The following is a 22,620-nucleotide window of genomic DNA, read 5'->3' as shown; positions in this document are numbered from 1 at the left end:
TGGTGTGGAATGGAACTTATTTAAGAATCCATTGGCATACAGTCGTAAGGTTTTGTGGGACGATGGAACAACGACCTATCAAAATCATTTTGAACGACCTTTCCTTTTGATTGAAGATGGCGTGCCGACTCATTTTTTCGCTGCTACCGGAAATGGGAAAAAAGCCTGGAGTTTCACAAAAACATGGAATATGGTAATTCCTTTGAAAAAAGAGTAGAAGTTCATTTTTTTCCTTGTAAAAGCATTTATCTGGGAAAGATGAAAAGAGGAATGTTTTTAAATTCTATTCGTGGTGAAAACGACATGCATTCGTAAACTCAGTTAAACGACTTGTACGCATTATATAGCGGACTATTTGAAAAATAGTCCGCTTTTTTTTTGCAACATTTTTCCTATTCTTTGAAATTTATATTCTACCAATCAGAATCGTATTTCAGTAATTTGCACTCCTATTAAATTATAAAACGAAAGCGATAATGATATTTTTTGTGAAAAGGTTTAAAAGTAATTTAGCGATACAATTACAGAAAATTATTCTGTTTTGTTGTGCTTTTCTTGCTGTTCAATCAGCATTTTGTTCTGTAAAAGTGAATTCTTTGGTTGAGCTGTTACCCTATCTGAAACAAGATAATGTAGATGTAAAATTAGCTGCTGGAACCTATAGTATATCTCCTGTTGATATTGAAAAAGGAATCTATGGAACAACCGATTTTGAGGATAGAGCTAAAATACTATTGCAATTTTCCGGCAACAACAGCATTTACGATTTTACTGGGGTAACCTTAACTATTGAGACTTCGGTATTTAATTGCTTTGGAACTTACAGAGTTCATGAACTTGTGGTAACAGGTAGCCATAATGTGTTGAAAAATCTTACTATGGTGGATCTCGGTTCGGAACAGGACCAGCCAAACAAAGGGGCTTTAGGCGTTTGTATGGATGGAAGAGATAACCGGGTGGAAGGTTTTCACATGACAGTTAAAGGATCATATCCTTATGGTTATGGCGATGCATTTGGTAAAGGAAAAAGAAACGTAATCAGGCATTTTAAACATTCTGCATTCTTAGTTCGCGGATTACGAAATCATGCTAAAAACTGTCATATTATTCATCGTTCGTATGGTCATGCGATTTTCATGCAGGCAGCAAGTTATCCAACTATTGAAGGATGCGTGGTAGAAGGAAAAATGCGCAGTACGGATGATATTTTAGCAGAAACGTCAGGACCAGCTTTTGATGTTGATTTTAAAACAATTTGGGGATACAAACTTCCTGCTGGTTATATGTTGAGTCTTGGTGAAGCAGGAATCCGAGCTTATGATGGTGGTTCAACCATTATTGATGGGGAAATTTATAAGAGAGGAACCGATAACCCAACAGTTCTAAATTGTACCATAAAACACATGAGAACAGGGGTAACACTGGCACATGCGACGGGCAAAAAATATGTTAAAGGCTGTGTGGCTATAGGATGCGAGAATGGCTATTCTCTGGGTTCGGGTGAAGTAGTTGATTGTAAGGCTGATTGTGCCTATGGTCCTGTGTATTCAAGTACTTACGAACGAGATAGAAACTATAATGCAGATATTACAATAATTCCTGCTGAGGATGAATATTGCAATGGCTCGGGTAGTGTGGCCTACATCGGAGGTAGCGGTCATAAAGTTACTTTGCGAGGTGCAGCCGAAGCTCTAGATCAGGGTTTATCGATAAAAGTGGGTGGCGATAAAGGTAATATTCGTCTTTTGAATGGAAATTTTCCAAATCAAAATAACGTTAAAGGCGCCGATTTTGAGCTTATTAATAGGACTGACTATCCTGTAATATTATCCTCGAAAAGTTCAGGAGTAACAGTTAAATCTGAGGGGGAAGTTATCGATAATGGAACCGATAATCGGGTAATAAAATAAGAAATCAATTGTAATTATTAAAAAAAATAAGGGATTATGAAATTTCAAAAAATTGTATTTGTATTCTTTTGTACAGTGCTTTTTTCTTGTCAAACGGCAAAAAAAGAGAATACAGCGAAAAAGGAATTACCCAAGCGACCCAATATTATTTTCATGATGTCGGACGATCATGCTTATCAGGCAATAAGTGCTTATTCTAATCGTTTGATAGAAACGCCAAATATTGATAGAATCGCAAATAATGGAATGAAATTCACCAATGCTTGTGTTACCAATTCTATTTGCGGACCTTCCAGAGCTACCATATTAACCGGTAAGCATTGTCACATACATGGAAAAACCGATAATGTTTTCCCTTTTGATGAATCACAAATAACATTTCCTCAATTGTTACAAAAAGCAGGTTACCAAACTGCGATGTTTGGAAAATTGCATTTTGGAAACAATCCAAAGGGAATCGATGAATTTAAAATTCTTCCAGGTCAGGGTAGCTATTATAATCCTGAATTTGACACCAATGAAGGTAAAATTACCGTTGAAGGATATGTTACTGATATTATAACAGACATGTCAATCGATTGGTTGGACAATCGCAGAAAAAAGGATGAGCCTTTTGTGATGTTTTATATGCACAAAGCTCCTCATCGCGAATGGTTACCAGCACCACGCTATTTTAAAGAATATACAAAGAAAACATTTGTAGAGCCTGAAACTTTGTTTGACGACTACGAAGGTCGTGGAACTGCTGCTAAGACCGCCGAGATGAACTTGTTGAAGCACATGAACTGGGCAGGAGATTCAAAGCTTTATCCGGAAATGATGGCTGAACTTGGTATTAAAGATGCTTCTGGATGGGATTTGTCCGCTTTTGATAGAGAAGTTGGTCGTATGAATGCTCAACAACGTGCAGTTTGGGATTCAACCTACATGCCTTTAATGGAAGGTTTTAAAGAAAAATATCATAATATGAGTGATACAGAACTAATGAAATGGCGTTACCAGCGTTATATGCAGGATTACCTGGGCTGTATTGCTGCTGTAGATGAGAACGTTGGTCGATTATTGGATCATCTGGAAGAGGAAGATTTAATGGATAATACGATTATTGTTTATACTTCGGATCAGGGATTTTACCTGGGAGAACACGGTTGGTTCGATAAGCGTTTTGTATATAACGAATCGTTTAAAACACCTTTACTAATTAGTTGGCCGGGAGTTGTAGAACCTGGAACAACAAATACAGAAATGGTTCAAAATCTAGATTTTGCGCAAACTTTTCTGGAAGCTGCGGGAGTAGATGCACCTGACGATATGCAGGGAGAAAGTTTAATTCCTTTATTGCAGGGGAATGATGAGGAGTGGACCAGAGATGCGGTTTACTACCATTATTACGAATATCCATCTATTCATATGGTGAAAAGACATTATGCAATTATTACTCAGGAATATAAATTGATTCATTTTTATTACGATGTTGACGAGTGGGAGCTTTACGATCGTAAAAAGGATTTGAATGAAATGCATAATGTTATTGATGATCCTGCTTATGCAGATATTGTTGTAAAGCTTAAGAAAGAGTTAGTAGAAATGCGTAAAAAATATGGAGATAGTTCTCAATTGGATCAGGAATTAATTGATAAATATATTCAGATGAAAGAGAATCCAGACGCAAATTTGGTTCCACTTCATTAAAAATAAGTTGAGCTGCTAAATGAATCGCTTTCGATTCTTTTAGCAGCTTTTTTTACACAGATTAAATAGTAAAGTATGCAATACCGAATTCGAATACAATTGACAACGGTTTTATTACTTTGTTTCGTTTTGTTCTCAGGAATGAAAAAATCTGACAAAGTGATTTATCACAAAGGGTGGATTGATTTTAATAAGAATGGAGTCAAGGATATTTTTGAAGATCCTACTCAGAATGTTGATAGTAGAGTTAAAAATCTATTGTCTCTGATGAATTTAGAAGAGAAAACCTGCCAAATGGCAACACTTTACGGATATGCACGAGTTTTAAAAGATGAGCTGCCAACCGAAGAATGGAAGAATTGCGTTTGGAAGGATGGTATCGCGAATATCGATGAGCATTTAAATACCATTCATAATCGGGAAAAAACATATACACAGTATTCCTTTCCTTACAGTAAGCACGCCGAAGCGATTAATACGGTTCAAAAGTGGTTTGTTGAGGAAACCCGAATGGGAATTCCTGTAGATTTCACCAACGAAGGAGTTCATGGTTTGTGTCATAAAAAAGCAACTCCACTTCCTGCTCCAATTGGTATCGGTTCTACCTGGAACAAAGATTTGGTTTATCAGGCTGGAGAAATGCTTGGGCGTGAAGCAAAAGCTTTGGGCTATACGAATGTGTATGCTCCTATTCTTGATGTTGCCACAGATCAGCGTTGGGGAAGGGTTCTGGAGTGTTATGGCGAATCGCCTTTTCATATTGCCGAAATGGGCAAGCAAATGACTTTAGGAATTCAGTCGCAGGGAGTGGCTTCAACCTTAAAGCATTTCGCTGTTTATAGCATTCCCAAAGGCGCTCGCGATGGTGATGCTCGTGCCGATCCTCATGTTGCGCCTCGTGAAATGCATCAGCTTTACCTTTATCCTTTCCGAAGAGTGATTCAAGAGGCCAAGCCTTTAGGTGTGATGAGTAGTTATAATGATTACGATGGTGTTCCGATTACCGCAAGTCACTATTTTTTAACGGAATTGCTGCGTGAGCAATATGCTTTCGAAGGATATATCGTTTCCGATAGCGAAGCGGTTGAATATGTTTCTGATAAGCATCATGTAGCTGAGGATTATAAAGAGGCGGTAAGACAGGTGGTGGAAGCGGGTTTGAATGTTCGAACTACTTTCCGTACAGCAGAATCGTATATCGAGCCTTTGCGTGAGTTGATTGCAGAAGGGAAACTTTCCATGAAAACCATCGATGCAAGAGTAGGCGAAGTTTTGTCTGTGAAATTTCGATTGGGTTTATTCGATCAGCCTTATGTGGAAAATCCTGCGGAAGCAGACAAATTAGTACACACAAAAAAGGATGAAGCTCTTTCGAAGCAGATCAACCTGGAATCGATGGTGCTGCTGAAAAATGAGAACAATCTTCTTCCTTTAAATATCAGTAAAGTAGGAAAAATCCTGGTTACCGGTCCTTTGGCCGATGAAGTTAGTTTTACCTACAGTCGATATGGTCCAGCCAATAATCCTTCGATTTCGGTTTATCAGGGAATTAAAAAATATGCAGCCGGAAAAGCACAGGTTGACTATGCTAAAGGATGCGATATTGTGGATCCGAACTGGCCGGGAAGTGAAATTATTCCTGAGCCGCTTTCGCTTGATGAGCGGGATGGAATTGCTGCTGCTCTTGAAAAAGCGAAGCAATCGGATGTGATTATTGCTGTTGTGGGAGAAGACGAAAAACGTGTTGGTGAAACCAAGTCGAGAACAAGTCTGGGACTCCCGGGAAGACAATTTCAATTGATACAGGCTTTGTATGCTACCGGAAAACCGGTTGTCTTAGTTCTGATTAACGGACAACCATTGAGCATTAACTGGGAAAATAGATTTCTTCCTGCCATTCTGGAAGCTTGGTTTCCGAGTACTTCGGCTGGTGATGTAATTGCTGAAACTTTGTTTGGAGATAATAATCCAGGCGGAAAGCTATCCGTAACTTTTCCTAAAACAGTAGGTCAAATTCCATTAAATTTCCCGTTTAAACCAGGTTCTCAGGCCGGACAGCCTGGCGAAGGTCCTAATGGATATGGTAACACGCGTGTTTTAGGTCCTTTGTATCCTTTCGGATATGGTTTAAGTTATACTACTTTTGCATACAGTAATTTGAAAGTAAATCCAAAGCAGGCGAACTCACAAGCGGAAATACAGCTTTCCTTTGAGCTAAGTAACACAGGAACCCGAGAGGGAGACGAGGTGGTTCAGCTTTATTTGAAAGATGAAGTGAGTAGTGTAACAACTTACGAGTCGCAGCTTCGTGGTTTCGAGCGGGTTCATTTGCTTCCTGGCGAAACAAAAACGCTTCATTTCACACTTTATCCTGATGATCTGGCTTTGCTTGATAAGAATATGAACTGGACGGTTGAGCCTGGTAAATTTAAAATAATGATAGGAAGTTCATCGGTTGACATTCGTTTGACTGAGGCTTTCGAAATAAAAGCAAATTAGTTCTGATTGTTTCGTTTTGATATTAACAATCAAATGATATAAAAAATAGAAGGTTATGAGAATAGTATTTGTTTTGTTTTTGTTGATTGGTAATGTTTTATTTGCCTCAGCTTCAAGAATAGACACTTTAATGGTTTCCAGTGTGTCTATGGGGAAAGAACTGCCTAATTTGGTGATCGTTCCCGATGCTTATTCGGTTCAGAATAAAGATTTTCCGGTTCTGTATTTGTTGCACGGAGCAACAGGTAATTTTGGCGACTGGTTGCATAAAGTACCGCAACTAAAGCAGTATGTAGACGATTATGGATTTATCATTGTCTGTCCCGATGGCGGTTTTACCAGTTGGTATTTCGATAGTCCTATTGATGCTAAAATGCAGTACGAAACCTATATCACCAAAGAACTATTGACAGTTGTCGATAAAAAATATCATACCATTACCAATCGATCTGGACGAGCCATTGCAGGATTAAGTATGGGCGGACATGGTGCTTTTTATCTGTCTTTTAAACATCAGGATATTTGGGGCGCTGCCGGAAGTACGAGTGGCGGATTAGACATTCGTCCATTTCCCAACAATTGGGATATTTCAAAACGATTGGGTACTTATGCCGAAAATAAAGAAGCATGGGAAGAAAATTCAGTGATCAATTTAGTCTACCTTTTGCAAGGTGATCATCTGAAAATTATATTCGACTGTGGTACGGATGATTTCTTTCACGAGGCTAACAAACGCATGCACGAAAAATTACTTGAACGCAATATTCCGCATGATTATACAGAGCGTCCTGGAAAGCATAATGTCAAGTATTGGGCCAATTCTATCCAATACCAACTTTTATTCTTCGATCAGTTTTTTCGATCAGAAAAGCAGTAAAACCGCTAAGAATCGCATCGGAGAGTTCGTTTTTGCAACAAATTCCATACTTATTGAAACGTAAATTCTGCTTTTCCGATGTTCCTTGAGCTATTTTTGATGAGATAGTAATACTTACAAAAGAATTGTAAAATGGTCTCTAAAAGAATAGCTCTGATTTTTTTTATTTCCTTGAGTTTTTTAATTCAGGCAGGAAGTACTTTTGCTCAAATTCACCCATGTCTCTATGCAAAAAATGAGGATCGGACGGCAATTTTAGCGAAGATAAAAAATGAGGAATGGGCAAAAAAAGCCTGGGAAAATCTTCAGGAAAAAATCAATCCTTATGTCGATCGACATCAATCCGATCCGGAATGGATTACTTCTCGTTTGGCCATGTATTGGAAAGATGGGGAGCGATACACACAATGTTACATCAAAAAACAAAACTGGGATTACGGGGAAGGAAATGCACCGGTTCCAACTGTTCGTCTTCCGGGCATGCGTACCTGGAATAGCTACATCAATGTTCCTTTAGAGGATCGCCTGGCCTACAGCGAAAATGGCGATATGTTGGCTATCGACAGAGCTAGCGATGATAAAACGCCTGTTTTAGTGCCTTACAAAAAGACAGGGCACATGGTTCGTGCAAATAATGGTGAAATTTTAAAATTAGCCGAAAATGCAGCTTTTGCCTACTGGATTACCCAGGAAGATAAGTACGCCAAATTCTCAGCCGATATTTTCTGGACTTGGTTGTTGGGAACCTATTACATGAATCCACCTCTAGATCCTCAGCAATCGACAAATGGCCCTGGAGGCTACAAACCTGGAGGAATCATGGGTTTTTACGACTATGAACAAATTCACGATGATCGCCAAATTAATGCTGCGATCATATATGACTTTTTATACGATTTTTTGAATGAGCATCCTGCAGAACATCTAAAAAGCATAAAGAAAGATGTCACCGAAGTAGCTGGTGTTGTTTTTAAACGATTTATCGATTTAGGTTTAATTCGGGGAGGAAAACGTGGCAACTGGAATGTGAATGGATTCAAAAATATTATTCCCTCTATTTTGGTTCTGGAATCGAACGATTTCTATAAAGATCAAAAAGGAAAAGAACACTACATTCCCTACTACACTAAAATTACAACTGATTACCATGAGGCTTTGCCCGGTTTTATTAAAAATTTCGATGATGTGACAGGCTTATGGCCCGAGTCTCCTGGTTATGCTTCAGGCATGATTGGAGCGATTGTGAAAATGGGAATGCCTCTTTATAAATCAGGAGTAAATACCATTGGCGATAATTCATTGTTGCAAAAGGCAGCCATGGCCAATTTAGGCTGGTTGGATGCTCGTGGTAATTTGGTAGTGGTAGGAGATATGCGCGGAGGTCCTACCGATTTAGCTGTTTTCGACAATATGCTTACTTATTATACCTGGGAGGGTGATACTGAAAATGCAAAAAAAATGGCTACAGTTATTCGCAAGGGCATTGCTTCCGGACAATACAATCGTAACGAAATAGATTGGAAAGGAATTTGCTTGTACGAAGCTCTTCCAGATTCAGGAGACGAATTGCCTTTTCACAGGGCGGCCTATTCCGAACATCATCGTCACATTATCATGAAAAATGGCAATAGTGAGGAAAATGGTTTGATGTTTACCTTATATGGAGGTAGTAAAGGCGGTCATTTGTCACCCAATGGATTAGCCATGCAGTTTTATGGTGATGGCTATGCTTTAAATCCTGATGCTTCGGCTTATGAATCTTACTGGTCGAAAGATGCAGCCTACCATCGTGAAATAACGGGTTCGAATACCATTATGCCAGGTTATACCAAAGGAGAAATTACCATCAATGCAATGGATCCTTCGGTGGATGCATCAAATAGTTTTTACAATACAGCAGAAACCTCTGCTACTTGTTCTTTTGCAGATATTAGCGCTGCTGAAAAACGACGTTTGGTTGCCATGGTGCGAACTTCTGAGACAAGTGGTTATTATGTGGATATTTTTCGTTCCAACCAGGCAGATAATGATTACCTGCAACATATATTGGGAGATGCTGTTTCTCTGGCCGACAATTCAGGAAATCTTTTGAAACTTGGTGCTGTTGATAGTATCAGTCATCCATATCATCGCGCATATTCCTTCTTTAAAAATCCTGTGAAAGTAAATTTCGATAAAGATTTTCAGGGAACCTGGACCATAAATAAAGTTAGGCCAAGTCTGAAAACTACGATGTGGATGATGGGACAAGAGAATCGTGAAATTTATGTGGTAGATGCTCCTCCTTCAACCTTGCGATCTGATATTACCCCCGGAATGGTGAACAGAAGTCCTCAAACTACGCCAACACTTATCGTTCGTCAGAGCAATAATAATGCTCAGGAGCATCCTTTTGTTGCCGTTTTCGAGTCTTATAACGAAGGAGAAAAATCAGTAAAAGAAATTTCAAAATTGCTTAATTCTGATAAATTTGTGGCTCTTTCGGTGAGTTCCAAAGATGGTTCTTCGCAGATTATCTGTAATGCTATTGATAATGAGTTGTATGAACCAGCTTCAGGTCTTACTTTTCAGGGGATTTTGGGAATAGCATCCGAGAATCGGGATGGATTTCAATATCTATACTTAGGGAAAGGTAAATCATTGACAAAAGGAAAATATAGTATCGAAGCTGTTGATGGAGCTATTTCGGCTGAACTGAAGTTGATGGATGGAAAGCTCTACTATTCTTCCGATGGACCAGTGAAAATATCAGTACCGAAAGAAAAGACTAAAGTGTATCCGGCTGGATATCAAATTTGTATTGACTAGAATAGTAAAAGTTAGAACTGAAATAGAATAATTATTCAATTACCTGATGATCTGCAGAATCAGTCATCTGTTTTTAATGGGTTTGTAGATCGAGATAAAAAAGAAAATAATGAGGAAGATGAGCTTTGTGAAAGGAATTATTGCTGTGCTTGGCATTGTATTAATTGCGAATGGATGTGGACTTTTTTCGAAACAGGAAAAACAATCTGAGATCGATCAGGTTCTTGTGTCTAGTGTGGTGAAAATCAAAAAAAGTGCCAGTGAGTTAAAGGATTATAATCATTTTCCACGTCGTATATTTAAGGATAGTACCCATTGGAATTGCGTTATGGTTAAGGATTGGTGCAGTGGGTTTTGGCCGGGCGTACTTTGGTATGCTTACGAGTTTTCGGGCGATGAGGATATAAAAAAACAGGCCGAACTATTTACCGCACCTATTCAAGAAATTGCCTATTCTCCAGCTAATGATCATGATATCGGTTTTCAGGTGTATTGTAGTTATGGGAATGGCTATCGTTTGACTGGAAATCCAGAATACAAAGAAATCATGTTAGCTGCTGCTGATACTTTGGCAACTCTTTACAATCCTATTGTGGGCAGTATTCATTCCTGGCCTTCAAATAAAAATTATCCGCACAACACCATTATCGATAACATGATGAATTTGGAGCTGCTATTTTGGGCAGCGAAAAATGGTGGAGAACAACGATTAAAAGAGATTGCGATTAGTCATGCCGAAGTAACAATGAAGCATATTGTGCGTCCTGATTATTCAGCCTTTCATTTAGGCTCGTTTGATGCTGAAACGGGTGCCTTTATCGAGGGAAAAACACATCAGGGTTATGCCGATAATTCCATGTGGGCGAGAGGACAAACTTGGGGAATTTATGGTTTTGCAATTGCGTATCGTGAATCAGGAAAGAAAGAATTCCTGACAACATCAATGAAAATGGCTGATAAATTTTTAGAGCGTCTTCCTGAAGATGGAATTCCTTACTGGGATTTTGATGCACCAGTTACATCAGAAACTCCCAAAGATGCATCTGCAGCTGCTGTTGCGGCTTGCGGTATGTTGGAACTTTATCAATTAATAGATGATGAGGCGGCAAAGAATAAGTATAGGGAAGCAGCGACATCTTTGCTGCAAATTCTTTCGTCTCCTAAGTATTTAAGTGGAGATAAGAATCAAGCTATTCTGTTGCACTCTACCGGGCACAAACCTAAGAATAAGGAAGTTGATGTGCCTATTATTTATGCCGATTACTACTATTTAGAAGCTCTATTAAAGTTAAAGAAGATAGAGGCCGGTCAGGTAATCGATTAAGAAATCGTTCAAGAAATATAGATGAAAATAAATAGCATTTTAATTGGTTTTGTTTTACTGATTTTACCTCACTTTCTTTTTGCTGAGGTAAGTTTGAATTCGCTTTTTGCGGATCACATGGTGGTACAACAGAAATCGAACATTCCCGTTTGGGGCTGGGCCAATCCTCTGGAAAAAGTGCAGGTAAATGCAAGCTGGGGCGCCAAATCGGAAACGATTGCTCATGCAGACGGTAGCTGGAGTTTGCAGCTGAAAACACCAAAGGCGGGAGGACCTTTTCAAATTGTAATATCCGGAAGCAACCAAATTGTATTGGATGATGTTTTATCGGGGGAAGTGTGGCTTTGCACTGGACAATCGAATATGGATTTTGCCATGTCTAAATTTACGTCAGATTCCCGGGAAGAAAAATATCAGCCTTTGGTCGAATTCATACGAGAAGAGGTGAAAACAGCCAATGATTCTTTTATCCGTCACATCGAAGTAGCGCAAACTTCTTCTCTGTACGAAAAGAAAAACAATTTTAAAGGCGAGTGGAGAAGTGCGACTGCAAATCAAGTTAAAAAGATAACAGCTATCGGCTATTTTTTCGCCAAAGAGTTAAGAAAAGAATTGAATGTGCCGATCGGAATTGTTGAGTGTGCCTGGGGAGGAACCCGAATTCAGCCCTGGTTGTCGGAAGATGCTTACATGGCGGATGAGGAGCTAAAAGCCTTTTTTAACCAGAATCGTGCGGAAGCTAAAATTCTTACTGCCGAAATGAGCAAGGAAGGATATGCAGATACTGTCTATCAAAAGAAATTGAAAATATGGAAAGCAAATAAAAAAAGCGTTCGAAAACCATATCCATCTGTTGATCCGGAAATGGATAAACAAATGCCGGCAACCCTCTACAATGGCATGTTATCGGCTATTATTCCTTTTGCTGTAAAAGGAGTGCTGTGGTATCAGGGAGAGTCTAATTCTCACTATTTGGAAAATGAGTACGAAAAATACTTCACTACTTTAATTGAAAGTTGGAGAGCCGATTGGGGACAAAAAGATTTGCCTTTTTATTGGGCTCAATTAGCAGCTTACCATGTTCCCGATGAACGCTCGGATATGGGTTGGGCGTCGGTGAACGATCAGCTGCGAAGAACTTTAAAATTACGCAATACCGGAATGGCAGTTTTGTATGATATCGGAGAGGCTAAAGATGTGCATCCTCATAATAAAATGGATGCTGGAAGAAGGCTGGCCTTATGGGCTTTGAGTAAGGATTACAAGGTAAAAGTGCCTGCAGTAAGTGGGCCACTCTATAAAAGTCAGAAAATAGTAGGGGAATCCATAGTCATAAAATTCGATCAGGTAGGTTCCGGTTTAATGGTTGGACATAAGGAACTATCAGCGAAGACAATTCCTGTAGATACAGTTTTAAGCTGGTTTCAGATTGCCGGGGAAGATCACATTTGGAAAGCGGCAGAGGCTAAGATCGTTTCGAAAAACACCATCGAAGTTTCCAGCTCGGAAGTAAAAGCTCCACGCATGGTGCGCTACGGATGGTCATCGAATCCGGAAGGTGCAAATTTATACAATAAAGAGGGTTTACCTGCTTCTGTATTTTCCAGTGAAGAATAGTAAAAAAATCAATCTAAAAATAACGAGTATGAAAAGTTTGAAATCACTTTTGGTGATCCTATTTATTGGATGTTTAACATCATCGGTAATGGCTCAGGATTGGGCCAATTTAGAAAGATATGCCAAGGCGAACTCTGAATTGGCTGCTCCATCGGCTGACGAGAACCGTGTTGTATTCATGGGAAATTCCATCACCGAAAAGTGGAAGAAATACGATCCTGCTTTTTTTAGCTCAAATCCATATATCTGTCGGGGGATTAGCGGACAAGTGAGTTCTCAAATGCTACTTCGTTTTCGTCCGGATGTAATTGAATTGCAAGCCAAAGTGGTGGTGATATCGGCAGGAACAAATGATATTGCCGAGAACAAAGGCCCCATAAGCATAGAAGCAATTTCGGGAAATATTTTTTCCATGGTCGAGTTGGCTCAGGCGAACGGAATTAAAGTAGTTATGACAAGTGTTTTGCCTGCTACCTCGTTTTCCTGGCGCAAAGAAATTAAGCCAGCCGATAAAATTTTGGTTCTCAATCAACTGATTAAAGAGTACGCTCAGAAAAATAAGATTGTGTATGTCGATTACTACACATCAATGGTGAATGAGCAAAAAGGATTGAAAAAAGAGTATGGACGCGATACGGTTCATCCTGGTGTTGAAGGGTATAAAGTAATGGAGAAGTTGGTGAAAAAAGCCATTAAAAAAGCGCTGAAAGGCTGCTAGCAGGAAAGAAGAAATTGAAAATAAATCATATCGATATACAATTTAACTATGAAAAAATACGCAATTGGAACAGATGTAGGAGGGAGTCATATTTCTTGTGCTCTTGTTGATCTGGAAAAAGGAGAATTGGTTGAGGGAACTCACAGTGAAGGTGATGTTGACAATAAGGCTGATGAAGCTACAATTCTTAAAAGTTGGGCCGATGTTATCGCTAAATCGATGAAAGGAATCGATAGTAAAGAGCTTGCAGGAATTGGTTTCGGAATGCCCGGACCCTTCGAGTATGCAAACGGAATTGGTCGTTTTGCTCAGGTTGACAAATACGAAAGCTTGAATGGTGTTGATGTAGCTTCGAAATTGAAAATATTACTCAACCTAGACGATGCTACACCTCTTCGCTTTATGAACGATGCCTCTGCTTTTGCAGCCGGGGAAGCTTGGCTGGGAAGTGCTGCCGATGCCGATAAAAGTGTTTCTATTACCTTGGGAACAGGATTCGGATCTGCTTTTATCGATGCTGGAATTCCAATTGTGGAAGGAGATCAGGTTCCTGAAATGGGTTGTGTTTGGCACTTGCCTTATGCCGATGGAATTGCTGATGATTCTTTTTCCACCCGATGGTTCATTAAGCGATACAAGGAGGAAACAGGTTTGGAAGTAAACGGTGCTCGTCCGATTGCCGAAGCAGCTTCTACGAACCCGAAGGCAGCCGAAATATTCAATCAGTATGGTCGCAATATGGGTGAATTCTTAGGTCCATGGCTCAAAAAATTCGATGCCAAAGCTTTGGTGATTGGTGGAAATGTTACCGGAGCCTACAACTTGTTTGGCCCTCCATTCGAAGCCGCTTTGCAAGCTCAGGGAGTAAGCACTCAAATTCATCTTTCCTCCTTAAAAGAGCACGCTGCCATCATTGGAAGTGCTCGTATGCTTTCGGCTGATTACTGGAAAACCATACAACCAATTCTTCCTAAAATGTAAATCACTTTCTAAGCAGAATTAATAGTAAATATCATTTAATAAAATCAAATTATGAATACTAACAAACAATCAATTTCAAAAATCCTTCCAGTACTATTCGGGTTTTTTGTGATGGGTTTTTGCGATGTAGTTGGAATTACTTCGGCTCACGTAAAGGAGGATCTATTGGGTGCCTATAGCCCGGCTTTTCAGGATACCCTATCAAATCTTATTCCGGTAGCCTTATTTTCTATGTTCCTGATTTTTTCCATTCCTACGGGATTGTTAATGAATAAAATCGGACGAAAAAAAACGGTTCTTTTGAGTAATGCAATCACCATTGTGGCGATGTTTATTCCACTAATCGATTATAGTTTTATCACTTCTTTATTTGCATTTGCCTTGTTGGGAATTGCCAATACGATCTTGCAAGTTTCGCTAAATCCACTACTTACCAATGTGGTAAAAGGCGATCGATTGGCCAGTAGTTTAACTGCAGGACAGTTTGTGAAAGCAATCTCTTCCTTCAGCGCTCCTTTTATTGCCGCATTTGCAGCTACTCAGTTGGATAACTGGCAATACATTTTCCCAATTTACGCAGTCATCACACTTCTTTCTACCATCTGGTTGATGTTTACTTCTATTGATGAAGGGCCTGTGGAAGGAAAAGCAAGTTCTTTCGGCGATATCATGGAAATCCTAAAAGATAAAACCATCTTTTTAATGTTCCTGGGAATTTTATTTGTGGTGGGTGTTGATGTAGGAGTAAATACAGCTTCCTCGAAAATTTTAATGGAACGTTGTGGCTTAACGTCTATCGATGCCGGTTACGGACCTAGTGTTTATTTTGCTTTTCGTACTTTGGGTGCCTTTTTAGGAGCTTTTTTCTTGGCGAGATTTTCCTCTTACAAGTTTTTTAAATTGAATATGATTGGTGCTGTATTGGCTTTGATCGCTTTGATTTTTGTGGGCGATAAATTTACCGTTTTTGCCATTTATGCAGTAATCGGATTTACCATTGCTAATATTTTCCCAATTATTTTTGGTCATGCCATTCAATCTCGTCCCGATAAGGCAAACGAAATTTCCGGTTTGATGATTACCGGTGTGTTTGGTGGCGCTATCATTCCATTCATCATGGGATTGATGTCCGATGGACTAGGTTCTCAGGTAGGAGCTGTAATTGTGATTCTTGCAAGTGCATTCTATCTTCTTTACCTGTCTTTTTCTATTAAAGAACAGAAAGCATAATTTTCGTTTTTGCTTGATATGCCAAGCATTATAAATGGGCTGTATTTCTTCGGATTTACAGCCTTTTTTTTGTGTTGTTTTTTTCACACTTGCGTGATATTACGTTTGAAAAACCTCTGTGAATCTCCGTGCTTTCTGTGGTAGAATAATTGATTACGTATGGATTGTATGCCCCTAAATCCCCTAAAGGGGACTTTTTTTGGCTCTATTGTGGAAACTATTTTTTGTAATACGTTCATTTTTGTAGATATCATTAATGACGGCAATTTTCCCTTTCAGGGGAGAAATCCGATAGGGAGAGGGGTGGTAAAAATAAGCTCAACTAGACATGCTGAAAATGTCGGACGAGGACTAAAGAATGATCCTACGTTTTGTTGACTCCTTGTATTTACCCACTGTGCTCATGTGATTCGACCCTAAGAGGTCGGATGTTTGTAGAAATTAGATTCTATAAACACCTGACTTCTTCGGAGTCAAAATGAGTCCTACAGACTAAAAATGGACATTCTTCCTTCTAAAATGGTTATGTATCGATGTTGATGTACAGTAAAATACTCTTTTGAGTGCTATCTTCCGTTGCCTATGAAGAGTGTTTCTTTTTTATCGCTTTCAAAATTTTTCTCTACTAAAAATCTACTGTTTGATCCATTTTATTTTATTTTTGGAACCCTTTTGTAAAAGTGTTGTTCTTTTGATGTCCTGATTGGGGATAAAAACACTTTTTAAAAAAGAAACATGGAAAACAATAGGCATAGTGCTTATTGTTTCATTAAATTTTTATGTGAAAAAGAGCAATGTCTTAAATAAAAACAATGGAAGAAAACGGAAACGAATTAACAATGCATGATATATATTCTCCAGTAGATTCATATCGAACGAATTACAGGCAACAACACAATGAGTCAACTATCAGCTTATTTGATGAGATGGTAGAAAAATCACAAATTGATATTGAGGCCAATCGGGCGACTAATAAGAAAATTTCTGATAATAATGGCCAGACATCGAACACCAATAAGTCCATTAAAAGACGTAAGAATCTCAAAACTTTTGCGATTGTACTTCTGATCATTTCTATAATAGCGATTGTTGTAAGTGTTGTGCAAATCCAGACAGTTTATAATGTAAGCATGTATATTGGAATTATAGTTCTTGCTGTTGCTTTTATTATTTTATCGATATTAATTATAAAAAAAGCGAAAGAAAGGCTAAGTGAACTAGGCAATGTAAAAGATAAATTACTCGAAATATCTAAAAAATTACACAGCGAAGCAGATGAGCAAATGCTTCCACTAAATAGATTGTTGCTTAAGAATTATAATACTGAATTGTTCTCGAAGACGATTCCTCTTGTGAAATTTGATAAAATGTTCGATAGCAAAAGACTAGACTATATGACCGGTAAGTTTGGGCTTAATGCGGCACAACATGCACAAAATATTGAGCAATCTACCCTTTTTGTTCAATCAGGGGAAATAAAAGGAAATCCTTTTTTTATTCGTGAAAAATTACAGCATACTATGGGGACTAAGACATATCAAGGTTCCCTAACCATACATTGGTCAACTACCGAAAGAGATAGTAACGGCAACCGACGAACTGTGAACCATTCTGATACCTTATATGCTAATGTAAATAAGCCGTGTCCTTACTATGCAAATTCGTCGCATCTTGTGTATGGAAATGAAGTTGGAGACAAGTTATCTTTTTCCAGAGAGCCTTCTAATGTTCAAGAATTGAAGGAAAGAAAACTAGAAAAATTAATCGCAAAGAGAAGTAAAGAAATTCAGAAATTATCTGAAAAATCAACTAAAAAAGGAGGCACCTTTACCGCTTTGGGGAACAATCAATTTGATGCTTTATTCTATGCAAAAGATCGTGACAATGAATCACAGTTTAGATTGCTATTCACTCCGCTTGCTCAGCAAGAGTTAATAAAAATGATTAAAGATAGTGAAGTAGGATTCGGTGATGACTTTGCTTTTTTAAAACGCAAAATGATTAATTTTATTTATCCCGATCATTTGAAAAATTCGAAATTAAATGTGAAAGATGATTATTTTACGGGAATTGATTATGATAAAGTTAGGAGTAGGTTTATAGATTATCACAACAGCTACTTTAAGCATATATTCTTTACTTTTGCTCCTATATTTGCTGTGCCACTTTATACTCAGCATCAAACGCAAGAGTACATATATAAAGACTTATATGATAGCAATGTTAGTTTTTATGAGCATGAAATGGTTGCCAATTGCATTGATATAGATGAGATTAAGCCAGCAGGTTTGGTTACCTATAATATTATTAAGACATCTCTTGAAAGTAGTCAGGATAATGTAGATGCTCTTAATGTTCATGTTTGGGGGTATAGGACAGAGGAAAGAGTTGACTATATATCTAAGTATGGGGGCGATGGGCGTTGGCATAAAGTTCCAGTTTATTGGACGGAATATATTGCTGTTGACAAAAAAAGTAGGGTAGAAGTTAAGGTAGCAAAGAATGGTGAAAGTAGTAATGCTGAACAAGCTACTGAAAGCTGGGATCGTGTTGGGAATATACTAGCGCGAATCGTTAAGTAAAAGAAATATCAATTTAAATTATAATGAAATCTTATTATGGCAAATCAATTAGATGAAATGAGTCCTGAATTAGTTAATGAGGAGGGAAGAAATATTAATGTTATTGAAAAAAAGTTAGCTGCAGAAGTAGGTGTAGGCTCCTTTATTTTTGAATTATGCTTGTGGTTATTAGGAATTATTCCTGGTCTTATCTTTTTGTTTATGAAGATTAGTGCAAGGAACTATTTTGATGCTTTACAGCAAAAAATTCAACATAATGCTTCTCAAATAGATAATTATTTAGAGCAAAGAGTTCAGATTTTGAAAAATGCGGTTGCCATTGTTGAGAAGGCTGTTGAACTTGATAAAGATGTTATGAAATCTGTTGCAGCAGTTAGGAGTGGTGCTAGTCTCACAGATGCAAATCGTAATGAAGTTGCTTCAAATCTTGAATCTGCAATGGGCAAAATTAATGTGGCTTTTGAGGCCTACCCAGAGTTAAAGTCTCACCGTTCTTTGGCTGATGCAATGCAACAAAATAGTTATTTACAAAGGGAAATTACCGCATCTAGAGAATTGTATAATGATACAGTTCTTAAATGGAATGCTGATATATTTAGATGGCCTACAAAAAATATAGTAGCAGCTAGATCTGGTTTTACAACCAGAATACCATTTACTGCAAGTAAAGAAATTAAGGATCAAGCAAGAGCAACTTTTTTTTAGAATAGGATAGAGAGAAGATCCTAAAGCTCAAAAAAATATAATATTTTGTATAAAGTAATGGCAGGGGAAATGCCACTCCATCTGCCATTGCTCATACAATTTATTCTGTGCTGCCATTCCCCTAAAAGGGAATTTTTTTAGCTCTATTTTTGAAAGATATTTTTTGTAATACGTTCATTTTTGTAGATATCATTAATGACGGCAATCTCTCCTTTCAGGGGAGAAACCCAATAGGGAGTGGGTGATAAAAATAAGCTCAACTGTCGCGTGATCTTACGTTTGAAAAATCTCTGTGAACCTCTGTGGTAGAAAAATTGCTTATGTATGGGTGTATAACTCCTAAATCCCCTGAAGGGGACTTTTTTTGCTACATTTGAAAATTCCAAAGATTACACACTTTAGCAATTTATTTGGAGTGTAGTTTAAAACAGTCTGAGATATTGTATTCAAACTATTATACACATAGCTTGACTGACTTTAATGGAGTTTGTCTAAATAATTAATTGTTTAGTTACTTACCACATTTACGAGGAGAAAGATTCTTTGTTTGCAGGGAACTCAATCGAGAAAATATTTCTTAGACCTATTAAGAACCAACAAGACCGTTTCTGAAGTGATAAGTTTATGTTTGGTAACTTTGTATTTAAAAGAGATGATAATCAGTAGGTTGTATAATTGTGGATAAAACAGAGAAGAGATAATATCATAAAATTGAAGCGAATAGAAAAGTAAATAACACATTACCAATGTGTAATATACCTGCCGTAGGCGCAAAATAGGCGCGCTAAGCATACACCTGAGGTTGTGTGCCTTAGGTTGGTGAAATCGCACTTTATGTTGGTATTGTAAAGTATGTACAAATAGTATTAAAATAATAAGGAAATGAAAAAGTCAATCAATTATTACATGCGCTCATTGCATGGAGATATAGGGTTCATTGTGCTAGGACTTACAATAATATACTCTTTAAGTGGTATAGTTCTTATTTATAGGCAATCTGATTTTCTAAAATCTGAGAAACAAATAGAAGTCCAACTTTCTCCGAATTTAAGTGAATTAGAACTTGGTGCTAAATTAGAAATGAGACACTTTAAAATTTCAGAAAAGACAGATAACTATTATATTTTTGAAGCAGGTAGTTATAATAGGGAAAATGGATTAGCTGTTTATAATAAGAAATCACTACCCATATTGTTTGAAAAATTAATCGGATTACACAAGGTTTCAAATAAAAGTAAAATTTATTGGGCAACAACAATCTATGGAGTTTTACTATTTTTCTTGGCTATTTCATCGTTATGGATGTTTAAACCAAATTCGAAACGCTTTAAACGTGGAATTATCTTATCGGTAACGGGATTAGTTGTTGCAATTGTATTATTATTACTATAAGTATTTGAATAAATATTAAAATGAACGAAAGTTCAACAATAAATATAGGGCATGGGCTCACAGTATGGTTTGGGAAGTGTAGTACTTTAAATAAGTTCACCGAAGCTTTTGCTTCGGCTAGTGAAAAGAATAAATCTATAACCAAAACAAAAGCTTCGTAAAAGTTAAATTTTGGAAGTTTGGTTTTTCAAAATCATTTACGCTTCACACAGTGAATGTTAACAGTGTATTTTTAGGATACTTTGACGAATATAAATTAAGATCAAAAGAATCGTCAACAAGGGTAGAAACTAAATTAGTCTACAGTCTAATCTTTAACTTGTAAATGATGTGTATTAACGAACATTGTGAAACATATCCAAAAGAAATAATGACTGAAACTGAACTAAAACCTTTTTGGAAAAAGCTATTCAAATTCAATTGGAAATTTGGACTTTTTTTAATTGCATTGATATGTATTCCAAGATTTATTTTGGTTCTGCAAGCAAATCAAACTGGGAATTATGGACCTATAGGTGCAATAATGCTCGTTTCCGCTTTAATTCCATTCATCTTTCTGAACAAATATGGACGAAAGAAAATCGGAATTAAGGGGACTAAAAAAATTGGGGGATTGATTTTATCATTAATCCTTGGTATCGCATTTAGCCTTTTTCTTTTCATCATCGGAAAAGAACTATATGGAGGGTCTTATCATAATTGGTATGAATACATTGGCAAATCTTACAACATTCCAAAAGGCATAGCAGGGAATGACAAATTTATAATGTTCACAATAATGGCGTCAACGGGAATGATTTTTAGTCCTATCGGAGAAGAATTGTTCTTTAGAGGAATAGTCCACGGCAGTTTTGCAAAATCAATTGGAGATAAAAAAGCTTCAGTTGTTGACAGTTTGGCTTTTGCCACAACCCATATCGCGCATTTCGGATTATTGTTCAATATTGGTGTTTGGAATTTTTATCCTATTCCGACAATAATTTGGGTGTCGAGTATGTTCCTTGTGAGTGTTCTGTTTTTCAGAACAAAAAAACTAACAGGTTCATTATTGGGAGCAATATTTTGTCACGCAGGATTTAACTTGGGAATGATTTACAGTATATTTTACTTGCTCTAAAAGTGGACGGAATAAATAACAAAAGCCGCTAACAATGTATATACAAAATAGGCGTGGAACTAGTAAATTCAAAGGTTGTAACCCGCTTCAAAACCGTACCGGTTTGATTGGTTTGAAGCCCGCAATCGCTTACTTTGCATATACTCACCGTAGAGGTGCATTACCCACATTTTACAAAAACTATAAAACATATCACGATGCTTAATAAGATTTTGTGTGAGTATTTTAGAAAATGGATTTCGTTGACACTTTTGGTTTAGATATCAAATGGTATTGCGGCAGAAAATTGTTTTATGTGATTCTTGTCAGCGCGTTCTATCTACTTTACCTATCCTTTTCAATTAAGGAGGTAAAAGCATAAATTCAAATTCGAAAACATAAAGTAAGGCTGTATCTCTCAGGAGCTACAGCCTTTTTATTTGAGGTTTACTTTCAATAAAAAGCAAAAACCTGATCGTTTGTGAGTATGGTCAGTTTTGAATTATTTCACCCAACTCACTACTTCTTCCATAGGGAAACGAGATTGTGGGAATGGAGAATCTTCTTTACGGAAACCAAAGGCTAGCATGGCAGCTACACCTAATTTTTTTGTGTCGACAACAGCTTCCTGCTCTAAAATTTCTTCCACCTTAGCTCTGTCGAAACCTTCAATAGGACAAGAGTCAATGCCGATTTGAGCCGCAGCGGTCATCATGTTTGCGAAGGGAAGGTAAACCTGTTTACAAGCCCAATCGAATATTTTACGATCATCGGTCAGGTCAAATTCATTTTCCATGAATCCTTTAAAAAAGCCCATTTTCATTTCTTCAATCTCAGCAGGCAATTGGTCAATTTTTTGCGATTTGTATTTTAGGTAGTCCGAACCAGCGCGCATTTCGTCGCCTTTGCGAGCCAAAAGAATAACAAAGTGACTTGCCGAAGCCAATTGTTTTTGTGCTCCCCAGCTTGGTTCTGCTAACTTCTCACGCAATGCTACATTCTGCACCACAAGAAATTTCCAGGGTTCCCAGCCAAACGAACTTGGCGAGCGTCTTCCCACTTCCAGGATAAACTCAAAATCTTCCTCGTTAATTTTTTGTTCTGGTTCGAATTCTTTAATAGCTCTTCGGTAGGCGTGTGCTTTTAAAATTTCTTCTTTTTTCGCTTTCATATTCTATCTTTTTTATTC

General features: G+C 37.7%; 16 protein-coding genes. 15 read left to right on the top strand and 1 reads right to left on the bottom strand.

Going from position 1 to position 22,620, the window contains the following annotated elements:
- The 15 genes from ABYT26_RS11310 to ABYT26_RS11240 all read left to right on the top strand — a co-directional run.
- Positions 1-217, top strand: a 217-nt coding sequence (locus ABYT26_RS11310) for a hypothetical protein (RefSeq protein ID WP_372753922.1), incomplete at its 5' end; no start/stop codon positions are given.
- A 259-nt stretch (positions 218-476) separates the two neighbouring features.
- Positions 477-1,910 carry a hypothetical protein gene (locus tag ABYT26_RS11305; protein WP_372753920.1) on the top strand — a complete coding sequence of 478 codons (1,434 nt, stop codon included), beginning with the start codon at positions 477-479 and terminating at the stop codon, positions 1,908-1,910.
- Between the two features lie 36 nt (positions 1,911-1,946).
- Positions 1,947-3,602: a sulfatase gene (locus ABYT26_RS11300; protein ID WP_372753918.1), complete on the top strand. Its 1,656-nt coding sequence runs from the start codon at positions 1,947-1,949 to the stop codon at positions 3,600-3,602.
- 75 nt (positions 3,603-3,677) lie between these two features.
- Entirely contained in the window at positions 3,678-6,101 is a 2,424-nt protein-coding gene (locus tag ABYT26_RS11295) for a glycoside hydrolase family 3 N-terminal domain-containing protein (RefSeq protein WP_372753916.1), read from the top strand.
- 55 nt (positions 6,102-6,156) lie between these two features.
- The gene (locus tag ABYT26_RS11290; protein ID WP_372753914.1) at positions 6,157-6,978 is read left to right on the top strand and encodes an alpha/beta hydrolase; all 822 of its coding nucleotides are present in this window, start codon (positions 6,157-6,159) and stop codon (positions 6,976-6,978) included.
- 132 nt (positions 6,979-7,110) lie between these two features.
- The gene (locus ABYT26_RS11285) at positions 7,111-9,786 is read left to right on the top strand and encodes a hypothetical protein (RefSeq protein ID WP_372753912.1); all 2,676 of its coding nucleotides are present in this window, start codon (positions 7,111-7,113) and stop codon (positions 9,784-9,786) included.
- A 109-nt stretch (positions 9,787-9,895) separates the two neighbouring features.
- Positions 9,896-11,110: a glycoside hydrolase family 88 protein gene (locus ABYT26_RS11280; RefSeq protein ID WP_372753910.1), complete on the top strand. Its 1,215-nt coding sequence runs from the start codon at positions 9,896-9,898 to the stop codon at positions 11,108-11,110.
- A 21-nt stretch (positions 11,111-11,131) separates the two neighbouring features.
- Entirely contained in the window at positions 11,132-12,727 is a 1,596-nt protein-coding gene (locus tag ABYT26_RS11275; protein WP_372753908.1) for a sialate O-acetylesterase, read from the top strand.
- Positions 12,728-12,755: 28 nt separating this feature from the next.
- Entirely contained in the window at positions 12,756-13,445 is a 690-nt protein-coding gene (locus ABYT26_RS11270; RefSeq protein WP_372753906.1) for an SGNH/GDSL hydrolase family protein, read from the top strand.
- A gap of 48 nt (positions 13,446-13,493) precedes the next feature.
- Positions 13,494-14,426, top strand: coding sequence for an ROK family protein (locus ABYT26_RS11265; protein WP_372753904.1), 933 nt, complete (start codon positions 13,494-13,496; stop codon positions 14,424-14,426).
- A 51-nt stretch (positions 14,427-14,477) separates the two neighbouring features.
- The gene (locus ABYT26_RS11260) at positions 14,478-15,656 is read left to right on the top strand and encodes a sugar MFS transporter (protein ID WP_372753902.1); all 1,179 of its coding nucleotides are present in this window, start codon (positions 14,478-14,480) and stop codon (positions 15,654-15,656) included.
- Positions 15,657-16,468: 812 nt separating this feature from the next.
- Positions 16,469-18,238: an MAG1210 family protein gene (locus ABYT26_RS11255; protein WP_372753900.1), complete on the top strand. Its 1,770-nt coding sequence runs from the start codon at positions 16,469-16,471 to the stop codon at positions 18,236-18,238.
- Positions 18,239-18,274: 36 nt separating this feature from the next.
- Entirely contained in the window at positions 18,275-18,943 is a 669-nt protein-coding gene (locus ABYT26_RS11250; protein WP_372753898.1) for a LemA family protein, read from the top strand.
- Between the two features lie 882 nt (positions 18,944-19,825).
- Positions 19,826-20,335: a hypothetical protein gene (locus ABYT26_RS11245; RefSeq protein ID WP_372753896.1), complete on the top strand. Its 510-nt coding sequence runs from the start codon at positions 19,826-19,828 to the stop codon at positions 20,333-20,335.
- 370 nt (positions 20,336-20,705) lie between these two features.
- Entirely contained in the window at positions 20,706-21,452 is a 747-nt protein-coding gene (locus ABYT26_RS11240) for a lysostaphin resistance A-like protein (protein WP_372753894.1), read from the top strand.
- Positions 21,453-21,933: 481 nt separating this feature from the next.
- On the opposite strand, the gene ABYT26_RS11235 is transcribed toward ABYT26_RS11240, so the two are convergent.
- Positions 21,934-22,602 carry an NAD(P)H-dependent oxidoreductase gene (locus ABYT26_RS11235; RefSeq protein ID WP_372753892.1) on the bottom strand — a complete coding sequence of 223 codons (669 nt, stop codon included), beginning with the start codon at positions 22,600-22,602 and terminating at the stop codon, positions 21,934-21,936.
- Positions 22,603-22,620 lie beyond the last annotated feature (18 nt).

Source organism: Labilibaculum sp., from assembly GCF_041595635.1.
GTDB lineage: Bacteria > Bacteroidota > Bacteroidia > Bacteroidales > Marinifilaceae > Labilibaculum.
This window is presented reverse-complemented; position numbering and strand designations above follow the sequence as displayed.